Origin of the sequence: Paenibacillus sp. CAA11 (assembly GCF_003060825.1) — a bacterium.
GTDB lineage: Bacteria > Bacillota > Bacilli > Paenibacillales > Paenibacillaceae > Fontibacillus.
Genome location: NZ_CP028922.1, coordinates 400,725 through 421,015 on the forward strand (window position 1 = coordinate 400,725; position 20,291 = coordinate 421,015).

The 20,291-nt window shown below is 47.7% G+C and carries 10 protein-coding genes; 5 read left to right on the top strand and 5 right to left on the bottom strand.

What is annotated here, in order from left to right:
* Position 1 precedes the first annotated feature (1 nt).
* Genes DCC85_RS01810 through DCC85_RS01825 form a run of 4 tightly spaced genes read left to right on the top strand, consistent with a single transcriptional unit; the run spans position 2 to position 10,430 of the window.
* Positions 2-3,160: an alpha-mannosidase gene (locus DCC85_RS01810; RefSeq protein WP_108464036.1), complete on the top strand. Its 3,159-nt coding sequence runs from the start codon at positions 2-4 to the stop codon at positions 3,158-3,160.
* A 41-nt stretch (positions 3,161-3,201) separates the two neighbouring features.
* On the top strand, positions 3,202-4,521 hold the full coding sequence (locus DCC85_RS01815; protein ID WP_108464037.1) for a glycoside hydrolase family 125 protein: 1,320 nt from the start codon (positions 3,202-3,204) through the stop codon (positions 4,519-4,521).
* A complete protein-coding gene (locus DCC85_RS01820; RefSeq protein ID WP_108464038.1) occupies positions 4,518-7,676 on the top strand; it encodes a beta-galactosidase in 3,159 nt (1,052 codons plus the stop codon). Before DCC85_RS01815 ends, DCC85_RS01820 begins: the two co-directional genes overlap by 4 nt.
* Before the next feature lie 27 nt (positions 7,677-7,703).
* A complete protein-coding gene (locus DCC85_RS01825; RefSeq protein WP_108464039.1) occupies positions 7,704-10,430 on the top strand; it encodes an alpha-mannosidase in 2,727 nt (908 codons plus the stop codon).
* Between the two features lie 99 nt (positions 10,431-10,529).
* On the opposite strand, the gene DCC85_RS01830 is transcribed toward DCC85_RS01825, so the two are convergent.
* From DCC85_RS01830 to DCC85_RS01865, 5 genes are all read right to left on the bottom strand, one after another.
* Complete coding sequence (locus DCC85_RS01830) at positions 10,530-11,018, bottom strand: hypothetical protein (protein WP_108464040.1); 489 nt, start codon at positions 11,016-11,018, stop codon at positions 10,530-10,532.
* A gap of 151 nt (positions 11,019-11,169) precedes the next feature.
* A complete protein-coding gene (locus tag DCC85_RS01835; protein ID WP_234414295.1) occupies positions 11,170-11,589 on the bottom strand; it encodes a hypothetical protein in 420 nt (139 codons plus the stop codon).
* A 2,468-nt stretch (positions 11,590-14,057) separates the two neighbouring features.
* Entirely contained in the window at positions 14,058-15,689 is a 1,632-nt protein-coding gene (locus DCC85_RS01855; RefSeq protein WP_108464045.1) for an ATP-binding cassette domain-containing protein, read from the bottom strand.
* A 236-nt stretch (positions 15,690-15,925) separates the two neighbouring features.
* Positions 15,926-17,155: a radical SAM/SPASM domain-containing protein gene (locus DCC85_RS01860; RefSeq protein WP_234414296.1), complete on the bottom strand. Its 1,230-nt coding sequence runs from the start codon at positions 17,153-17,155 to the stop codon at positions 15,926-15,928.
* A gap of 1,264 nt (positions 17,156-18,419) precedes the next feature.
* Positions 18,420-19,604 carry a S41 family peptidase gene (locus tag DCC85_RS01865; protein ID WP_234414297.1) on the bottom strand — a complete coding sequence of 395 codons (1,185 nt, stop codon included), beginning with the start codon at positions 19,602-19,604 and terminating at the stop codon, positions 18,420-18,422.
* A gap of 336 nt (positions 19,605-19,940) precedes the next feature.
* Between DCC85_RS01865 and DCC85_RS01870 the strand changes: the two genes are divergently transcribed.
* The gene (locus DCC85_RS01870; RefSeq protein ID WP_108464048.1) at positions 19,941-20,258 is read left to right on the top strand and encodes a thioredoxin family protein; all 318 of its coding nucleotides are present in this window, start codon (positions 19,941-19,943) and stop codon (positions 20,256-20,258) included.
* Positions 20,259-20,291: the final 33 nt, after the last annotated feature.

A 20,291-nucleotide genomic window follows, 5' to 3' on the forward strand; every position in this document is an offset into this window, starting at 1 on the left:
TATGGAACGGATTACACGCTTTATCCGCGAGTTGTCCGAGCGGCAGTGGCTGGAGCAAATGGAGCTGCGCAGCTGGGATATAACGCGTTCTACTTATATACGGCCAGGGGTGTATGAGGATGTTGCCCCTTATCCAGAAGGGAAAGGCCTGGATCGCTTTCCGAGCAATCAGGGTACTACCTATTTCTTCAGAACCCGGTTAAGTGTGCCGGAAGCCTGGCATAGCCAGCCGTATGGTCTCATTTTCGCCTCCGGCGGCGAGGGACTGCTCAGAGTGAACGGCGCCTCTTATCAGGGGCTGGACCGCAATCACACTTATGTGACGCTTGACCCTGAGCGGGTTGGCCGATCGCCGGAGCTGGAGATCGAGCTGTTCGATCCGATTCCTGAGCCGGTTGACCCGCTTAATCAGCAGGCGGTCATTCAGCCGTCGATTACATCGGTAACGAGCCTGCTGGTCCGGCCGAATTATGCGGTGCGCAGTCTAATGTACACGGTAACCGTTGTCCGTGATTCTGCGCAGCTGCTGCCGGATCAGGACTTCCGCAAGGTTCGTCTAGCGGAAGCTCTCTACCGCACTATGGATCGCTTCATTCATCTGGAAGAGTGCGAGGTGCAGGAAGGGAGCCTGATCACAGAGATCGAGCGCTTGCTTGTAGGCGAGGTTCGGGAGATCGGCGGCAATGCCGAGGGTTTGGAGCATATGGTGGGCCAGTCGCATATTGATATCGCCTGGCTGTGGCCGGCCCGGGAGACGGTCCGCAAGACGAGCCGGACTTTCTCTACCGTCGATGCGCTGATGAACGAGTATCCAGAGTACCGATACACCCAGAGCCAGCCGCAGCTGTTTGCCTATTTGAAGGATAATGATCCCGAGCTGTATGAACGGGTTAAGGCCAGAATCGCTGAAGGGCGCTGGGAGCTTGTCGGCGGCATGTGGGTAGAGCCGGACCTGAATATCCCGAGCGGAGAGTCGCTGATCCGCCAGATGCTGTATGGTCAGCGCTTCTATCAGCAGGAGTTCGGCAGAACTTCGCATATTGAGTGGCTGCCGGATACCTTCGGATACTGCGCTTCCCTGCCGCAAATTCTGAAGCACGGCAAAATTGATTATTTTATGACAACGAAGCTGGGCTGGAATGATACCAACGTCTTCCCCTATGACTTATTCCACTGGGTAGGGATTGATGGAACATCGATGCTGTCTTACCTGAACCATGGGGTGAATGAGCATACGCTGCCGAAGGATATTCATGAGCACTGGCAATCCTTCCGGGAGAAAGCGAAGCATAACGAGCACATGCTGCTGTACGGGCATGGAGACGGCGGCGGTGGCGTCACCCGCGAAATGCTGGAATATATCGACCGCTCTGAGCTGATGGTGGGCCAGCCGGCCAGTCGGTACAGTACGGCTGAGCAGTTTTTTGACAGCATAGGGGTGGATCGTCCGGATCTTCCAAAATGGCATGGGGATTTGTACTTGGAGCTGCACCGGGGGACCTATACCACGCATGCCCGCAACAAGCGCAACAATCGGAAGGCAGAGATTCTGTACCGTGAGGCCGAGCTGTGGAGCGCACTGGCGGCGCAGGATATGGATGCAGGAACAGAACTGGCAATCAGGAACAACCTTCACGAGGGCTGGAAGCTCATTCTGCTGAACCAATTCCACGACATTATTCCAGGGTCGGCCATTACGGAGGCCTATGAAACTTCGGAGAAGGAATATGAGCAGATTTTTGAGAAAGGGAATGCGAGCCTTAAGCAGGGGCTCACAAAGCTCATTGCCGAGATATCAACAGAAGGCGGGCCTGAGGGAACTCCTTATATTGTCCTAAATGGGCTTGGCTGGTTGCGCGACGGCTTGATTACATTGGAACTGGAGCCTCGGGCCGGGCAGACTTGGGGTTTCTATGACGAGCAGGGCGAAGCCCTGGAGTTTGATGAGGTTGAAGACGGCGTATGTGTGCGAGTGCCGAAGATTCCTGCATTCGGCTGCAAGACGATTTGGATGAAGGAGCTGGCAAGCGCAGAGGATTCTTCTGCGGCATTCCTCAAAGCCAACGAAGGGCACCGGGCTACTTCCGCAGTCGCCTCGCCAAAGAAGCCAGCCATTTTCGAGGATACTTGGGAGACGGAATTCTACCTTGCGGTCTTTAATGAGCAGGGTGAGATCATCCGCTTGTTCGACAAGCAGGCCGGCCGTGAAGTGGTGAAGCCGGGTGAGCGGGCGAATAGCTTGCAATTTTTCCATGACCGCCCGACTCTGTGGGATGCTTGGGACATCGACCCTCGCTATGAAGAGCAGGAAGCGGGAGAGGCACAGCTGCTAGAGAAGCGGCTGGTGCTATCCGGCAGAACGAAGGATGTACTGCGCTTTAGCTGGCAAATTCACCATTCCAAAGTCACGCAGGATATCATCTTCTACCATGCGGATCGGCGGATCGATTTTAAGACCCATGTAAGCTGGAATGAAGCGCATAAGCTGCTCAAAGTAAGCTTCCCTATAGATGTGGTCACAGAGAAGGCCACTTATGAGATCCCATTCGGTGCGCTGGAGCGTCCGACCCATCGAAATACAAGCTGGGAGCAGGCCCAGTATGAGGTATGCGGTCATCGCTTTGTGGACGTGTCCGAGCACGGCTATGGCGTCAGCCTGCTGAATGACTGCAAATACGGCTATGACGTGCAGGGCAGCACGATTCGGCTGTCACTGCTGCGGGCGCCGAAGTGGCCGGATCAGTGCGCGGACTTAGGCGAGCATGAATTTACATACTCGCTGCTTCCGCATCTGGGAGATTGGCGTACAGCCCATACGGTACGGGCCGCCGCAGAGCTGAATCATGAGGTTGCCGTGCAGAAGGCAGACCGCAAGTACGGCCGGCTGCCGAGCGCTGGATCCCTGATCCAATTTACAAGCCAGCATGTTGTGCTGGATACGGTGAAGTCGGCCGAGGATGGCAGCGGCACGATTCTCCGGCTCTATGAATCTGCGGGAGGGCGTGAAGCGGTAAGGCTCACCTGGCCGCAAGCCTTCAAGCAGGCTTATGTGTCCAATGCGCTGGAGGAGCAGGTTCAGAAGCTGGACAGCCAGGCAGGGACGCTGGAGCTGAATTTTGCCCCTTATGAGATAAAGACGATCAAGTTGGAGCACGATTAACCCTATTTTTGCTGAGTATACGAGTAAAGGAGAGACGAACTTTGGAACAATTCAGACTTCCCACAATTCCAATGCCCAAGCTGCAGCTGCCGAAGGCCATTCAAGAGGTGCTTCAGGAAGCGGAAGAGCAGCTGGCGCATCGCCCGAAGCTGCTCCAGCTGTTCAAGAACACGTTCCCGAATACGCTGGAAACGACGACCAAGCTGATGGAGGATGGAACCACTTTTGTTATCACCGGGGATATTCCGGCCTCATGGCTGCGCGACTCGGTGGAGCAGGTGATTCATTATGTGCCTTTTGCCAAGGAGGATGCAGAGCTGCAGCGGATCATCAGCGGTCTGATCAAGCGTCATATTCACTATGTGCAGATCGATCCTTATGCGAATGCGTTCAACGAGTCGGCCAATGACTGGCACTGGAATACCACGGATGAGACGGAGATGTCTCCTTGGGTGTGGGAACGGAAATTCGAGATAGACTCCCTTTGCTTTGTTGTTCGGCTCGCTTATACCTATTGGAAGGAAACCGGAATGACCGATATTTTCGATGCAGGCTTTAAGGCGGCTATGCGTAAAATCGTGGAACTGTTCAAGACAGAGCAGCATCACGCTGAGTTGTCCCCTTACCGTTTTACACGCAATAACGGGATTCTGACTGATTCTCTCCGGAACAAGGGAATGGGAATGCCTGTGAACTACACCGGCATGGTATGGTCGGGATTCCGCTCCAGCGATGATGCCTGCGATTTCCACTATAACATTCCGGGCAATATGTTCGCCGTTGTAGCCCTTCGTCAAATCCAGGAATTTGCGGAATGGGTGTTCCGGGATATGGACTTCCTGAAGGAGCTTAAGGAGCTGGAGACCGAGATCGATTACGGCATCAAGCTGTACGGCATTTACCGCCATCCTGAGTTCGGCCCGATTTACGCCTATGAGACGGACGGCTTAGGCAATTACTGCCTGATGGATGATGCGGGCACCCCGGGACTTATGTCCATTCCTTATCTGGGCTATGTAGGGGCGGATGATCTGATCTATCAGAATACAAGACGGTTCGCCCTCAGCAAAGAGAACCCGTTCTATTATGAAGGCAAAGCCGCCAAAGGCATCGGCAGTCCGCATACTCCCGAGAACTATATCTGGCACATGGCGCTCTCCATGCAGGGATTGACGGCAACGACTGCGGAGGAAAGGCTGGAGATGATCGCCATGCTTGAAGCCACCGATGCGGGAACGGGGTTCATGCATGAGGGCTTTCATGCAGATGACCCCAATATCTTCACCCGATCATGGTTCGCCTGGTCCAACAGCCTGTTCTCCCAGCTGGTGTATAAGGCGATGAAGGAAGGGCTGTTATGAGCCGCCCGGTGATCATCCTCTGCGACCCTGGTTTTCCTGCGGAAGGAACGCTCCCTGAGGAAGCGCTCCTTCGAGGAATGGGCACCGTGGTTCGGGCGGAGGGACTTGCGGAAGCTCTAAGCTCGGCAGCCTCGGCAGCTGGCGGGACGTTTGTGAATTTGCACGCTCCCTATTTCCCTAAGCAAGCATGGACAGCCATTCTCAGCTTCCTGAAGCAAGGCGGCGGGCTCTTGAGTATTGGCGGAGCTCCTTTCAAGTTTCCGGTGCGCCGTGAACAGGAAGGGTGGAAGGTCGAAGCGGAACAGACGGCCTACCATCAGGAGCTGTACATCCATGAGGCTCTGCGTGTGGACAGCCGCAAGGTTGCCGCTCTCGCGGCGTCCGAGACGATTCCGCTGTTGGCTGGGCAGGAGGAGCTGTTTCCTGTGTCCGATACTTGGAACCTGATTCCACATACGACCCGGGATGCCGATCTGCCCCAGCAGATGGGATCTGCCGGCACGATGAGCACACAGATTTACCCGTTGCTCACTGGCATTAGTGCAGACGGACGCGAGATCGCTGCCCCGGTCGTGCTCTGGGAGAATTCCCGGGGCGTCTTCAAGGGCTCACGCTGGCTGTTCGTCCATCTCCCCTTGCCCTTGGGCTTCTGGAGTGAAGAGGGGCTCCAGGCGCTGGGGAAGTGGATCACTTATTGTGCCAAAGGGGTTACCGAACTGTCGCTGAAGCCGAACTATGCCAGCTATGAGCCGGGAGAGCGCCCGCTGCTTACCCTGCAGACCGAACGGCTGACGCGGCAGGAGCATCCTGCGGGTCCTGCGGAGAAGTGGTCCTTCAATCTGACGGTGGAGCCGGAGAACAACGGCAGACCAGCCTGGAACCATCGCTTCCATACGCTGGTATCCAGCGAGCAGAGTTATATGCGGATTTCGGTGCCGCTGGAGGTGGAGAGCGGATTCCATCGTATTACCTGCCGGGCAGAAGCTCCGGATGGTGAGGTACGCATTCTTCGCCAGGGCTTCTGGGGTCATGATGCCCGTCTGTTGGCCGAAGGCGAGCCGGTTCGCGCAGGGCGGGATTATTTTGTGAAGGAGGGCCGTCCTTTGCCAATTGTGGGCATGACCTATATGGCATCGGACGTCGCCCGCAAGTTCCTGTTCCTGCCGAATGCGGATGTATGGGATCGGGATATGGACCGGATGGCCAAGGCCGGCATCAACTGGATTCGCACAGGGGTGTGGACCGCCTACCGCAATATCATGCAGGTGGATGGGCATGCCTCGGAAGAAGTGCTGCGTGCCATTGATGCCTTCTTGCTGACGGCGAAGAAGCATGGCCTGCAGGTGACCTTCACCTTCTTCTCCTTTACGCCGGAGACGTGGGAAGGCGTGAATCCTTATCTTGATCCGCACAGCGTGGAAGCGCAGAAGCGGTTCATCCGCTCGATCGTCAGCAGGCACACGGCGTCCACCCATGTGGACTGGGACCTGATTAACGAGCCTTCTATGTTCGATCCACCCCGGATTTTCTCGTACGGTCCGCGCTCAGCCCGCGATGGGTTCGAGAAGGAGGCCTATATCCGCTGGATTAAGGAGCGGCATGGCATGATTGAACTTCTCCAGGAACGCTGGAATATGTCGCCGCAGCAGCTGCCGGACTTTGGGTCTGTGGAGATTCCTGAGGCGGAGGAGATCAACTTTGATATCCAGGACATGCGTGACGGGAAAAAGGGGACGCGCTGGCTTGATTACTGCCTGTTTTCCATGGAAATGCACAATGTCTGGGCCAAGCAGCTGACGGCAGCGATCAAGGACCTGAGCCCGGATCAGCTGGTTACGGTGGGACAGGATGAAGCGCTTGGAGCACAGCGGCCTTCCCCGTTCTTCTATGAACAGGCCGTTGATTACACCACGGTGCATTCCTGGTGGTTCAATGATTATCTTGTCTGGGACAGCGTCTTCGCCAAGACGCCGAATAAGCCATGTGTTGCCCAAGAAACCGGCATTATGTACGTGGAGACGCCTGATGGCCGGGCCAAACGGACGGAAGCGGAGTTGAAGTCGCTCTTGGAGCGCAAATATGCGTATGCGTTCTCCACCGGCGGGGCGGGAGCGATTCAGTGGATCTGGAATACGAATTTCTATATGAACAATGCCAATGAATCGCATATCGGCGCACTGCGTGCGGATGGGACCGAGAAGCCGGAGGCAGAGGTCTCCTATGATTTTGGACATTTTATCCGCGAGGCTCGCGATTTGTTCACCGGACGCCAGTTGGAGGATATTGCGGTGATCTTCCCTTATTCGAACGACTTCTCGAACCGTTCGTTGGCCTTTGCCGCGACCACGCGGCTAATCCGGGTGCTGTCCTATCAGCTGAAGCTGCCGCTGCGGGCGGCCTCGGAGTATCATCTTGAGGCGCTTAGGGAACATCCCGCAAAGCTCATCCTGCTGCCGAGCGTACATAACATGGACGATGCGGCGATGGCTGAGCTGCTGGAAATCGTGAAATCAACGGGGGCAACGCTGCTGGCAACAGGACCGCTGGGCCTTGATGCCTACTGGCATCCGTCGGACCGTGTAGATGAACTCCTGGGCAAGCGGAAGTTGGGCAATGTCCGGCGTGAGGAGATGCTGATCCTTGCTGGCAAAGAGCTGCCCGTCTCCTTCGGTCATCGCCGGATTGCTGAGCTGGCCAAGGAGGTGCCGGCTGAATCTGAAGGGCCTGCCCAGGAAGGTGAGCCCACCGCGAAGCAAGCGCTCATGGACCAGGTGGTAGAGCTGCAGCTGGGCGCTGGGCGCCTGATTTGGAGCCCGCTGCCGGTGGAGCTGAACGACCGCGATGAGCCGATTGCCGAGCTGTACCGCTATGCGGCCAGCCGCGCGGGAGTTCGTTGCGAGCTGGAGTGGATTCAAGGCGGCGAGCTGCCGGGCATTTATGGTCAGAAGCTGAGCATGGATCGCGGCAGCCTGTATGTGTTCGTCTCCGAATATGCCTGGGACGCGGAGGTAGAAGTGAAGGACCGAACTACCGGGACGGTGTACCGTTTTCTGCTGGAGCGGGAGCGGAGCGTCTTGTTCACCGCCGACCTTAAGGGAGGCCTGCTGTCTGTGTACCGCCCGCATGAGGTAACCGTTCATGAAGGGCGGAACTAACAACGAAAAGTCAGGGGGAGTCTAACGATGAGCAAGAAAAGAACGGCGCATATTATTTCCCATACGCACTGGGACCGGGAATGGTATCTGCCCTATGAGAAGCATCATGTCCGGCTGGTCAGCCTGGTTGATGCTCTGCTGGATAAGCTGGACGAGGGTTCGGAGTTCAAAAGTTTCTACCTTGATGGGCAGACCATCATCTTGGAGGACTACCTGCAGGTCCGGCCGGAGCAGAAGGAGCGCCTGGAGAAATACATACGTGAAGGCCGGATCTTCATCGGGCCTTGGTACATTTTGCAGGATGCTTTCCTCACCAGCAGTGAGGCCAATGTGCGGAATATGCAGGTAGGGCATAAGGATGCCGCCCGCTACGGCCAGCCTGCGAAGGTCGGTTATTTTCCGGATACGTTCGGTCTGACTGGTCAGACCCCGCAGCTGATGCTGCAGTCGGGGATTACCAACGCCATCTTTGGCCGCGGGGTGAAGCCTACCGGGTTTAATAACACTGTCTCGGACGGCGGGTTTGAGTCCTCCTTCTCCGAGCTGATCTGGGAAGGCCCGGATGGCTCGAAGGTGCTGGGGATTCTGTTCGCGAATTGGTATTCCAACGGCAATGAAGTTCCGGTGAATGCCGAGGAAGCGAAGGTCTATTGGGAGCGGAAGCTGGCGGATGCGGAAAAATACACTTCTACGCCTGAGCTTCTCTTCATGAACGGGGTGGATCATCAGCCGGTTCAGCTCGATCTGCCGGAGGCGATCCGCACGGCGGAAGAGCTGTACCCGGACACCCGGTTCATCCATTCTAATTTTGCCGATTATCTGAGCTCGGTAGAGCGGGCGATAGATCGTGAGCTGTCCACGGTGAAGGGCGAGCTGCGCAGTCAGCGCACAGATGGTTGGGGTACGCTTGTGAATACCGCATCGGCGCGCATCTATCTGAAGCAGATGAACCAGCTGGGCCAGGCGCTCCTTGAGAAGGTGGCGGAGCCGCTGGCTTCCTTCGCGCATCTGCTGGGGCGGGATTACCCGCACCATCTGTTCACCTATGCTTGGAAGACGCTAATGCAGAACCATCCGCATGACAGCATCTGCGGCTGTAGCGTCGATGAGGTGCACCGCGAGATGGTGACCCGGTTCGATAAGAGCCGTCATGTCGCGGAGGCCATTATCGACGACAGTATGCGGACCTTGGCAGAGGCTGTGAATACCAAAGTCTTCACGGAATACGGTGAAGATGCGATTCCGGTCGTCGCCTTCAATACGTCCGGTTGGGAGCGGAGCGGTGTCATTACGCTGGAGCTGGATGCCGAGCGCCTGTATTTCCGTGAGGGGCATACGCTGGAAGAGACCGCACGTCGGATGAACGCCGTTGATGTGAGCGGCTATGTGTTGGTGGATGAAGAAGGGAACTCGATCGCGAGTCAGTTGGAGGATCTGGGCCTGCAATTCGGCTACGATCTTCCCGACGACAAGTTCCGTCAGCCCTATATGTGCCGCCGAATCCGCTTGACGTTCGAGGCTGAGCAGGTGCCTGCACTTGGCTTGAAGACGTATGCTTTAGTGCGGGGCGTGCCTGTGCCAAAGGCTGCTTCTCTGTTGTCCGGTAAGCGCCGAATGGAGAATGAGCTGCTGAAGGTAGAGATTACCGCAGATGGCTCCTTCTCCGTGACGGACAAGAAGACCGGCCATACTTACCGGGATTTGGGAGTCTACGAGAATGTAGGGGACATCGGCAACGAATATATGTTCAGACAGCCTGAAGGGGAACCGGTGCTGACCACACAGGGTCTGAAGGCTAAGATTCAGGTGCTGGAGGATTCGCCTTACCGTGCTTCCTTTGAGATTGTTCACCACTGGGAGATTCCAGCTTCGGCAGATGCCACGCTGGATCGTGAACAGCGAGAGCTGGTCTACTACCCGCACCGCAAAGCACAGCGCTCTACCGAAAAGGTGACGCTTGTGATTCGCACCGTAGTCTCCTTAAGCCGCAGAGGCCGAGGGGTAGAGATTGAGTCCTCTTTCAATAATACGGCGAAGGATCACCGAATCCGGATGCTGTTCCCGACCGATCTGAGGGCGGATGACCATCAGGTGGATTCGATGTTCGAGGTGGTGCGGCGGAATAATGTTCCCGCTGCCGAATGGGAGAACCCGAGCAATACACAGCACCAGCAGGCCTTCGTAGACGTGAGTGAAGCAAGGAAGGCTGGACTGACCGTAGCCAACCTTGGCCTGAACGAGTACGAAGTGCTTCGTGACGGTCGCAACACCATTGCGATTACGCTGCTTCGGGCCGTAGGCGAATTGGGGGACTGGGGGCTCTTCCCGACCCCGGAGGCGCAGTGCCTTGGCGAGCATACAGTCCGGCTGGAAGTGATTCCGCACGATGGAGACGGTATCGCCTCCGGTGCATTTGCGGAAGGCTACCAGTTCCAGATCCCTTGGATAGCCGTGCAGACCGGAGTGCATGATGGGCCTGTCCCAACTCAATTTGCACCGCTGTCCTGGGAGAGCAGAGAGCTAGCTTTCTCTTCGCTGAAGATGAATGAGGAGACGGGGGACCTGCATCTGCGCTGGTATAATATGTGCGGACAGGAGACGGAGCTCACCCTTAGCTCAGGTATTGAGCATAGGGCTTTCCACAAGAGTAATATCCTTGAGGTACCGGGTGAGAAGCTGACAGCCAATGCCGCTGGCGGACTGTCCCTACCTGTGAAGCCGTATGAAATTATTACGGTGCGTATTGAGCGCTAAGCTTCGTCAATTAACTGTAGATGAAAAGGATATACTATCCAAGAACGCTCTACCGAGGTCTCGGTGGAGCGTTCTTTAGGTCTGTGAGTGAATTTCATCTCACCATTTGGAATTTCCGATCACATTGCTGGAAGCAGTAACCGTTAGACCCTCCTGCCCCTTCAGAGTCATGGTCAGATTGCCTGCGGATTTCTGTCCGACCCACCTGATCATACTTTCTCCCTTAGGAATTTGGATCGTAAGAGCTTTAGTCTTACCGCCCTTCCATAAGGTCTCTACTTTATCTGCAGTCACAAGAATCAGCTTGAAGTTGCCAAGCTTCTCCTTGCCTTCAATCTGAAGCGTTGTGGTGGTGTCTTTGGTGCTGCTTAGATGCCATGGCGTGTAGACGCCTGAGAAGCCGCGGTATTTCAGCCGGACCCGCTCTGCCGTGACCTCGCCTTCCTCGTCAACGAAGGTATAGCTGTCGCCCTCCTCCGTGAGTCGTTCCTCATCAGAGTAGATGCTCATTTTGCTCTCACCAGCGCCACATCCATACAATGAAAATGACATAACCCAAATTAGTATAACGCTTACATAACGTTTCATCTACTTCTCGTCTCCTTCTATGAATTGAGGGAAAGAAAGTGTAGGAATATTCTAGAGGATACAAATATTATAAACCGTTCCTTCACACGAAGGAACGGTTTAGTAGTAACTTTTCTCATTTATTTCCAAAAGGGTGCTTGAATGTTCTAATTTAGTCTTTTAAAAGTTCTGTTCTAAGCTCTGCTTGAAGTCCTTTCTGAGGCGCCAATTCCAAGTGAAGCTTGCCGGATGCACGTTTTCCAACCCATTTGATCGTCGTGGTCCCCGGAGGAATTTTGACCGATAGCTTGCTATCTCCATCTCCCTCCCATAAGGTGACCAGCTGTTGGTCTGGCGTAACCTCGATCAGTTTAAACTTTCCATGCTGGATATTACCGCTGATTGATAAGGTTGTGGTTAGTTCTGAGGAGCTCGTCAGATCCCACATGGAATATAAGCCTGTGAACCCCGAGAAGCTGACCTCAGCCTTCTCATTGGTGACTTCGCCTACCTTGCTTCCGAAGGTGTAGCTGTCACCTGACTCAACCTGCCGCTTCTCATCATTAAATATACGGCTTTGCTTACCGTTCATGATTTCACACGCGGATAAAGAAAAAATTAATATTAGAGCGATCAACAGAGCCTTGCCGGGTCGATTCAATAGGAAGCTCCTTTCTGCCTGGCCCTAATCCCCAGAACCATTTTATTCAGCTAATACGATATTTTCGTTCAAGTGATAATTTAAGAGTAGCTTAATCTCAAATATATTTAAGGGGGGGAGTGAAGCGTTATTCCAAAAAAAGAGTAAAACCAAAAGAGCCCGACAGATTATAGTCGAGCACTTTTGGTTTTTACACCATTAAGCAGTAGTTTTGTTACTATAAGGTTCTGCTTTTATTGTACAGGATTTTGTATAACAATATGTTTTGCACATATCTCCCCAGTATGCAATACAGGTTGATTGTGTTTGACAAAAACTACCATTTCCATAGCAAGTACAATTAAAGTCGTTAGTTCCCACATTTGAAACAGGATTAATTAGAAATTCCATCTTACAGCCTCCTATTAATTATATTATTATGTAAACTCTCCCCAGCAAAATTACTGTGGAGTTTGCATAATCTACGGGTTATTTTCCTACAAACTTATCTGTAGGCAAGAATAGTAAACAGTTTGAAAATTTAAATCTACCGTTTTCTTATCAAATTTTAACCTGTATGGATATAGGATTGAGTAATGGTTTTTTTCACAAAAAGATATTTAGGTCACATCGGCATTTATTGTTAATAATACACAATATTGGTATACTGTTGATAATATATATTTTTGTTGGATTATTCTGTGACAATTAATACAAATAATAGTAAATAATAAGTTTAAAAACTTTTTATTCTATTGTCACTCCAAGTGTGCAGTTACTCTGTCGAAAATCTAATAAATATTTCAGTTCTTGTCCGTTATCTCATTTACTAAAAGGTCTATTAGGCAACAGATTTGAACAATAATCCACCACGTAACAAAATATAATGAAGCGAAGTCTGCTATTTTTTTGTATAAAATAGAGGCGAATCGTAATATATACCAGGTTGCTCTAAGTTGAAAGAAGCTCCTTTTTTTACGATATAATCTTTCATAGAAGCTTTTTCGGGAAAATTGTCATTATCGGATTATCTACGTGGATAAAAGACAAATCTTTGATTCGCTTCGATTTAGCCTTTAGTACAGCTAATACGGTGGGGTCTTTAGTAATTGGTTTCTAGGAGGGGTTTGTCACGAGAATAGAAGGAGTGACTTTGACTTCATCTTCGATGGAGCCATCCGCTTGGATTTCCATTCCGATCGGCATTCGAAAAACTATGCCAATGTTTGGCATGGTGACCAAGATAGGCTCCGTCCCAATTCCGTCTCCTCCTGTTTGGCTGCCTGCTAGCGTTGCCCACCCAGTTTGTTCTGTTGAATACTGCCCATGATTCGGAGGCGGAGTAAACACTTTAATTTACAAGCAAATAAATTTTTTCTTTAAAGTGGATAGACTCTTTTGGACTTATTTCTTTTTCAATTTTTATGTACCTTTGTAAATCCGTGAGAACTTCAGAGGGAAGAGCAGGTAGATTTTCTTCTCGCAGCTTTTCAATGGGTATGAGAACGCTAAGTATTTTTTTGCAGATTTACTTCTATAAAAGGGAGGGAATATTCACCAACTCGATATATAGAATATATATGATAACTAATTGGCTTATTAATTAGCATTGAAACAAGATAACGGCTCCAATATGCCTCATCTCCTCCGCCATTACCGTGAATATTGATAATTAATGTTCGAGAATGACTAGCGCTTCGCAAAAATGGTTTGATAACCTTCGTATCAGGCTTAATCTGAAAATAGCCTAAGGTTGGGATCTTTAGATAGGCAATGTTGCAGTAGCCTTACTGGGGCTGATGAGGACTGCTCTAACTGCTCTATGAGGTTGTCTGACCTGAAACACTTTGTTTGAGATGGTATAGAGGCTTTTATAGTTTACATAGTCTGAAGTATTTAGTACGTTAGTATGCCCGTAATTTAATTCACGAAGTATTGTAATTACAATGTTGGCTAAACTGTTGTCATCCCTAATTCTCTCTATCCTTTTGCGATAGTTCTCTTTTCTCTTCAACCAGTCGATACCACTGACTTGTTGATTCACCTTCAGAAACAGTAATTCTCTTCAACAATTTTGTAAATGTACTCGAAATCCTCAAGCTTCTGCTCGGTGGTAAGCTGGCTCTCGGCTTGCTTGGTAGACTTTTTGGGAGTAATATCATGCTGACTACCTCCATCCTTGGGGGCAGGAGACCGAGGTGAGTAGCAACAGGAGCGAGGCAGCAACTGTAATCGTTGCAATGTTCATGAGGAGACTCCTTATTAGAAAATGGGGGAATCATTATTTAATCTTACTTTTATAATTCAATAATTTTAACCTTATTATGCATGTCTGAAAATCAACCAACTTTAGTAGTGTTAGAAGTGGTTTTGGGAAAGATATTTTATCCATCCAGAACACGCAGAATGGATGATACGCACTAACTTTCTATAAGCATTTCTACAGGAGATAGATTGATCACCCGATCACTCTCGTTAATTATTCTTGAATCGTGGGTGACGATGATAATGATCATCTTTGATCTTAATTCTCTAAGAGTGTGAAGTAGTACTTGAACACTATGGTCATCCAACATGGAAGTAGGCTCATCCATGATCAGAACATCGGGCTCCTTTAGTAACGCACGAATGATAGCTGATTTTTGTCGCTCTCCTCCAGATAAAGATAGTTTATCAGAACTGTTTTTATTAGCAGCTTGTTCTAGCCCGAACATTGTAACATAAGTAGAATACTTTTCTGTATCTACTTTTTTCATATCCAGACCATAGGTAACATTTTTGAATAGGCTATTTTCCATTATCAAGGGATCTTGTACTACAATGGCAAGTTTAAGTTTTCGCAACAAATCCACATTTAGATCAGTCAAAGGTATGCCGTTATAGTAAATACAGTTGTTATGACCTGTATATAATCCGGCGAGTATTTTGATGAGGCTTGATTTACCGGTTCCATTCCTACCTATTATGGAGTACAAAAAACCTTGGTCAAAAGTATAACTAAAGCTATGAATTAATTTCTGATTTTGATTATAGGAGAATGATAGCTCTTTAATTGATATTTGTTGGATATAGTTAACTGTTGTATCCTTGAATGTCTCTTCTTCAACTTGCCAATGCTGTGTCATTCTAAGTAATGAAACATTAATTTCTTGATAAGATTGAATGAAGTTAAGAAAATACTGGAGAGATCCTACTGTAATATTAAAATAAGAAGTTATCATTGTCAGTTGACCAAGTGTAATTTTCCCTTCAATAACACCTATACCACCAATAAAAAGACAGATTAAGTTGGTCAGCATAATCATAAAAGAGTTGGTTGTAGAGAATAAATTGATAACTTTGATGTTTTTTAGGAATGACTTGAAGAAAGAACTTGTGGCGGACTGAGCGTCCATATGCAAAATTGAAGCCCAGGAGTTTAGTTTGATTGAGTCAATATTCATTAGTTGTCTGTTCATTTCTGAGAAGAAAGCGGATTGTTGATTCTTGAATTCTAGAGAGACGGTATAAATTTTGTCTTTGAACGTTATATAGATAAACACATAGATAGGCAAACTGATTAGAAAAATAAGAAATATGACTACGTTTATTTTGAATAATAAAACTGCAGTAGCTATAAAAGTGATGACTTTTGTACTACCATTCATTAAAAACTCTAGCAGGAAGGAAACTATAGAGTTGCTGTCGCGATTAATTTGTTCAGTGGTAAATGCAGAATCAAGATTGCCTGAATACTCCACGGAGGATGATTGAATATGTTTTGTTGTGTCTAGAATTACATCTAAGGCGATTTTGGTATTAGTTACAGCGTAAAAAATATTACTAACAAAGCCAATAATCATGTTAAAGATATTGAAGAAGATAATAAGGGCCAAAATTTTGAATACAGATTTATATATAGGTGTTGTCGTTAAGGTGTCAATAAACTTACCGGTGAGCAATGGAAGTACTAATGTTCCCGCTAGAGTAGATATTAAGGTAACTATAAAGAGAAATCCTACTCTGCATTTGTGTTTCATAAAGTAACAATAAAAAACACGATGTAAAGTCATAGGAATGGCTCCTCTTGATTTCGTAATGGTAGTGAAGTAAACGAGCTCGAATATTTTTTCGAGCTCGTTTACTTGTTGCCACCTAATTAGGCACTTCTCGCTCTAAAGGTCTGCCTTCAGTAAAATAATTTCGACTTAGAAAAAAGTATTGAAAATTTTGGTTGTCCATTAGCTCTCAAACCGCTTGGGGAATAAACAGTGTGATCCCAGGTTCATCCCATTTCTTTTTTATTGTTTCAAGATTTCACGAGCTCTCTATTCGATATTGTGAAGTCTGCGTAATCAAGTAGCTTTTTCTCCATAATGTATTTGTAGTTTGTGCAACGATCTACTGTATGGTGAAGTCTAGAGTGAGGGCATCCTCCCATACAAACGGGTAGATATTTGCAGTCCCGGCACATTGGATCCTCAAAAGGCTCATACATTAGATAATCAAGAAGTTTCGCAGTATTGCCCAAATGCTCTAAATTGACTAAGTTACCTACGGCCTCTTCTTTGTTTCCAATATCCACCCAACACTGATAAATAAATCCCTCTGGGTCAATTACGAATGAGGAGTTAGAATCGGCAGTACAAAATGAGCCTTGTGGACTTGGAGTTGAAATATGACCTGTATTGAAGCCACGGTTAGCGGCCTTTTTATCAAATTCATATCCTGTATGAGAATAGGATTCAGTTGTCAAGCACATGTTGGTTGAATAGCACTCGTTAGAATTATGGACATGCCCCAGGTAGACTACGGTTTTTTCTTTGAGGTTATATTCCTCTAATACATCGAGCAGGCTGTCTAGTTCCATTTTGTTGGTCTCATCTGTATTGATCCGAATGGATATGGAATTCAGAATATTCGAAGCCTCTTTAGTATTTTGGAGTATTTTCTTGAATGTAGGTTGCCCACCAATCAGGGGACGGCGTTGATCATGAATATGCTCTGGTCCATCTATCGTAATTTGAGCAAAATTTACTTTATAGTTTTTTAGCTCTTCAGCAATTTTTGGAGTTAGTAGATAACCATTAGTGATAATTCCTGCGTTGTATTCGATGTTATGTTCTTCACAGATTGACATGAACTCCTTGGATAGATACCTAATAGTATCCATTCCAATTAGGGGTTCCCCCCCGTACCACGTAATACCTAAAGTGGAAATTGTATTTGCTCTGCTTCTAACAAAATTAATAATGGCTTGATGGACTTCATCGCTCATTTTGAAGGCATTTTTGTTGTCTTTCTCATAGCAGTATGTACAGCCGAGGTTGCAATTGATAGTGGTGGCGATCGTTAAGCCGAGATGTTCTGTTGAATATCTGCTAGACATTAAGTTTAACTTAATGAGCTCGATTTCATCGATGTTGTCTTCAACAACAAATCCCCCACGTTTTAAATCAGTAAGAAGTTTCTCATCCATATCTGAAATCAAATTATGCTGAAAGTAATCATTAAAAACGGAGTATTGGTCATTCTTCATTAGTGCTAGGGCACCCGTTCTAGAATTGTAGGCTAGTATCTTTGATTCACTCGGGTAATCATAAAAAAAGTTATAGTTCGACGCTTTCATAATTCCCCTCCTATAAATAATATAAGGTTCTGCCAGGTCACTTTAAGGTCATTAAAGCCTATATTAAGTCCTTGTAGGGTTCAGCTTTTGGACTGCAGAGTTTTCCCCAGCAGTGTGACTAACAGGGGCCCACATATCCCATACAGTATGTTGTTGAAAAACAAATACAGTTAGTAGGACACGCACTAGCAACAGTAGAATTTTCATTTAGCGGAGCAATTAAGTAAATCAATTTAATCTCCTCCTATTTTAAAATAATTGAATGAACGTAGTTAAGTAGATATAAAATTGAATGGAAATAAACTGATACTATTGTAATAATATACATATTTAGATTGTGTATATATGATTTTTATTACAATTTACATTTTTAAACTTTTGTATTTACTGCTCAATTTAATGCGAACAATTATTTACGGATGCATGATTCGATGGAATAATCCTTAAAATATAGCGGGTCTCCAATTGGCCAGAAGCTAAGATTCCTACTATGACAGCCATCAAGTGAAACCTATGACTATAATTAGAACAGGTGATCTTTATCGTGATGGAGAGTGGACACATCTTATTTTTGGTTGTTTGCTCTAAGGACAAAATTATAATACTTGTATTAATGCAATGACCAATTCCCTGATGAGTCCCCTGCAAACCTTATGGCAGAAGTATAACCGGCTTTAGCTTGTTTCCTTGCCTTCTAGATCTTGATCTGTGACATTCAGTATGTTTAGCCTGTTTCTCAAAAGCGATAAAGCTTTCGTATAAATACCGAAAAGAAATAAAGGGAGACTTCGGATGCAATACGTCTTTGAGGCCATTTTGGTTATGCAATGGATAAATTTCTATATAGGGCTAGTGGCTGCAAATCCATCCCATAGATGACGATTGCAGAGATAGCACTGTTGATCTCTATTAGGACACCCACATTCAATCGTCTGGTGGAAGAGGCGTACCCTTACAGTCACCATAGATGTAATTATTGTATTGGCTTTGATGAGGATGAAGTATTCTCAAGTAAAGTTCAATCTCTATTACATCTTCACAGAACATCTTGGATTAATGGGCCGATTTTTGATTCTCTCTCTCAATCTTCGGACTTCTCTGGTTGGTAAGCTGACCGTTGGTGAAAACGGCTAGGGATACGTAGCTTTTCAAAAAGGAACTAAGGTAAATCGGGTTATTTCTTCAACCGCTCTGCCTCTGCCTTTAGTACAGCAAGCACGGCGGAATCGTTCGTGAGGTCTTTCTCAGGGGAACCTGTCACGAGAATAGAGGGCGTCACTGTAACTTCATCTTCGATGGCTCCGTCGGCTCTGAGACCAAGAGCTAATGGCAATCGAATCACGATACCACTATTAGGTAAATAGAACATAGCAGGGTCCCAGCCAAGTCCATCCCCGCCCGTACTTTCCCCGACAAGTGTAGCCCATCCTGTCTGTTTAGCAAAATTAGCCCACATATCAGAGGAGGAGTAGACTACTCGATCTACTAATAAATAGATATGACCTGTAAAGTGAACAGACTGCTTCGGCTTAATTTGACGCTCTTCTTTTATATATCGGGTGAAGTCGGTAAGGATCTCAGGCGGTAGATTAGGTAACTTTTCTTGTTGGAGTTGAGAAATTGGATGCATCTGATTGAAGCTCCTTTGGTATTTTGCCTCAATAAAAGGGATAGAGTACTTGCCTCCGCGAAATGCTAAGTACCAGTGATACTTGATCGTGGTGTTTGAGAGCATAGGCACTACGTATTCACTCCAATAGGCACTATCCCCGCCGCTATTACCTCTAATATCGATGATTAGAGTCTGATAGTTACGAACTTTTTCCAAGAAAGGCTGAATGATCTCGATATCGGGTTTGATTTGATTGTGATCCAGCGTAGGTATTCTAATATAGGCGACTTTCCCGTCTTTAATAATTTCTGTTGTTGCCGTAGCTGTATTTATTGAGGGTTCTGAATCCACTGAAGATTTAAGTTCTGAAGTACTTGCATCAGTATATCTGGATAACACTTTTGGCTGTAAAAATACATCAAGCCAAGGCTGAAGGCTCTGACCTTGCTTTGCGGATTCACTGTATATATTTTTATACTTCTGAAAGGCAAGGGTATTCAATGCGCTAGTATGTCCGTTGTTCAATTCCTTCAAAATTTGCTTTATGGTGCGTTGGAAGCCCTGGTCACTTCTTGTCATTTTAATCCTATCCCAATAAACTGATTTGTTAGCTAGCCAATCTACGTTGTTCATTCTTTTATTAACAGCAAGAAACGGATAATTCTCTTCAATAATCTTGTACATGTACTCGAAGTCCTCAAGCTTCTGCTCGGTGGTGAGCTGGCCTTCGGCTTGCTTGGTAGACACTTGGGAAGTAGAATCTTGTTGGACGCCTCCACCCTTGGGGGCGGGAGCAGGTTCAGTGGAGTTGGAGCTGCAGGAGACTGTGGTGAGGAGCAATAGGAGAGAGGCAGCAACTGTTATCGTTCTAATGTTCATGAGCAGGACTCCTTATCATAGAATGATGAGTTGTATATAGATTGAACTAAAGTTTTGCGTTGAACTTCCTGTTATAACGGCGGAATAAGGCTTATGACATTCATTCCTTTAATTCATTCTGTGTAGAAGGTTATTTTACAGTAATTAATAAGATAATTGAATAATATTAGTCATATTTTAGAAAAAATAGGAAGTGAATACTGGATGCCACTATTAGAAATAACAGAACCGCAGCTGCTTCAAATTTTGGATGAAACTTCAGTTGATAATCGCCAGGCTGTGCTCTTCTATACCGCTTTCTGTGGAACGTGCAAGCTGGGAGAGCGTATGCTGGAAATCGTTGAAGCCACAGGCAAATCCATGCCGATCAGCAAGATTAACATCAACTACGCTCCGCAGCTTCGAGAGAAATGGAAGATTGCAAGCGTGCCTTGTCTTGTGGTCCTTGAAGGGGAGGAGCCCGCCATGCAGGAGTATGCGATGCGGTCTGTAGATCATTTATACGCTCTTCTCCAAGCGTAAACAGGAGTAAGGGCTGCTGAATAAGTTGTTAAT